The sequence below is a fragment of the Aeromicrobium sp. genome (assembly GCF_036676885.1).
Lineage (GTDB): Bacteria > Actinomycetota > Actinomycetes > Propionibacteriales > Nocardioidaceae > Aeromicrobium.
This window is the reverse complement of the sequence record NZ_JAKFCB010000165.1, coordinates 1-1,707: the sequence shown is the minus strand read 5'-3', so window position 1 is coordinate 1,707 and position 1,707 is coordinate 1. Positions and strand designations below refer to the sequence as shown.

Sequence of the window (1,707 nt, the reverse complement as noted above, 5' to 3'; positions counted from 1 at the left end):
CCTAGAGCGACTTCTCGAACCAGTGGTCGGGATAGGGGTTGTCGTTGTAGCGCGGTATCTCGACATATCCCGCGGCACGGTACATCGCCAGAGCCTCGACCAACGAGCTGTTGGTGTCGAGGCGGACGACTTGGTGGCCGAGTGCGGCGGCCTCCTGCTCGAGCCGCCGCAGGAGCCGACCGGCCAGACCGAGACCGCGCCAGTCGCGGTGCACCCACATGCGCTTGATCTCCCCGATGTCGTCCGCCAGCGACTGCAGGCCGCCACATCCGACGACCACGCCACCACCGCGGGCCACGATGAACCGGCCCCTTTCACCGCCGAGCGTCTCCTCGTCGGCAGCGCCTGCAGCCACGTCGAATCCGCCCTCGAACGTCTCGTCAAGCTCGCGGAAGTACGCGGCGACCGCCGTACGCGCATCCGCCGAGGCCGGGTCGACCAGTTCGATCGAGACCGTCGCGGCACGCACCAGGCGATCGGCCTGGTCGAGGCACTCCGCGAGGCGTACGCGCTGCCGGTCGGACAGCGCATCGACCAGGCCGTGAGCAAGGGCGTCCGAACGGTCGTCGAGGTCCTGCTGCGCCGCCTCGCCACGCTTCGTCAGCGTCGCGATCCGCCGCCGCGCATCGGCAGGGTCGGGTGTCACCGCGATGAGCCCCTCGCCTTCGAGCTGCCGCAGCAAGCGGCTCAGATATCCGGAGTCGAGGTCCATCCGCTCGCGGAGCTCCCGCACGCCGGTGCCGCCTCCACGGAGCTCGAACAGGAGTCTGGAGGGACCGAGCGGCCGCCCCGAGCCGAGGAACGACTCGTCGAGCACGCCCACGCGCTGTGACCACGAGCGGTTGAACCGGCGAAGCGTCGCCACGGGATCGTCGACCATTCTCTGACCTTAGTCAGAGATTATCTCGAGCGTCAATCCTCCAGGTCGGCATGCTGGCGGATCCAGGTGTGCATCGCGATCGCGGCCGCTGCGCCGGCGTTGATCGACCGGGTCGAGCCGAACTGCGCGATCGAGAGCGTACGTTCGCAGGCTTCCCGCGCCTCGTCGGAGAGCCCGGGGCCCTCCTGACCGAACACCAGCACGCAGTCGCGCGGCAGCTCGGCGGTCTCGATCGGCACCGAGTCGTGCACGTTGTCGATCCCGATCACGGTGAGACCCGACGCAGCCGCCCACTCGGCGAACTCGGCGACCGACGCGTGATGGCGTACGTGCTGGTAGCGATCCGTCACCATCGCGCCACGACGGTTCCACCGCTTCTTGCCGACGATGTGGACCTCGGCGACGGCGAACGCATTCGCGGTGCGGACGATCGAGCCGATGTTGAAGTCGTGCTGCCAGTTCTCGATCGCGACGTGCAGGGGGTGCCGGTGCAGGTCGAGGTCGGCGACGATCGCCTCGAGCGTCCAGTAGCGATAGCGGTCGACGACGTTGCGGCGGTCACCCTCGCGGAGGAGCTGCTCGTCGTAGTGATCGCCGACGGGCCACTCGCCCTCCCACGGCCCGACGCCGACGCCGATCTCCGGCTCCGTCATGCCGGCGGCGCCACGATCCCGAACTCGTCGCGGTAGGCCCGGATCGCGTCAAGGTGCTCGGCGTGCCGGCCGGACTCCTCGACGTACTGGACGATCTGGCCGAAGTCGATGATCGAGACGACCGGGACGCCGAAGTCCCGCTCAACCTCCTGGATCGCGGACAGCTCGCCGGTG

The 1,707-nt window shown here is 68.9% G+C and carries 2 protein-coding genes; both read right to left on the bottom strand.

Translation table 11 applies throughout. The features are described from left to right. Position 1: 1 nt before the first annotated feature. Positions 2-880: a bifunctional helix-turn-helix transcriptional regulator/GNAT family N-acetyltransferase gene (locus V6M46_RS08070; RefSeq protein WP_332663591.1), complete on the bottom strand. Its 879-nt coding sequence runs from the start codon at positions 878-880 to the stop codon at positions 2-4. 32 nt (positions 881-912) lie between these two features. Then, the gene (locus tag V6M46_RS08065; protein ID WP_332663590.1) at positions 913-1,533 is read right to left on the bottom strand and encodes a TrmH family RNA methyltransferase; all 621 of its coding nucleotides are present in this window, start codon (positions 1,531-1,533) and stop codon (positions 913-915) included. Positions 1,534-1,707: the final 174 nt, after the last annotated feature.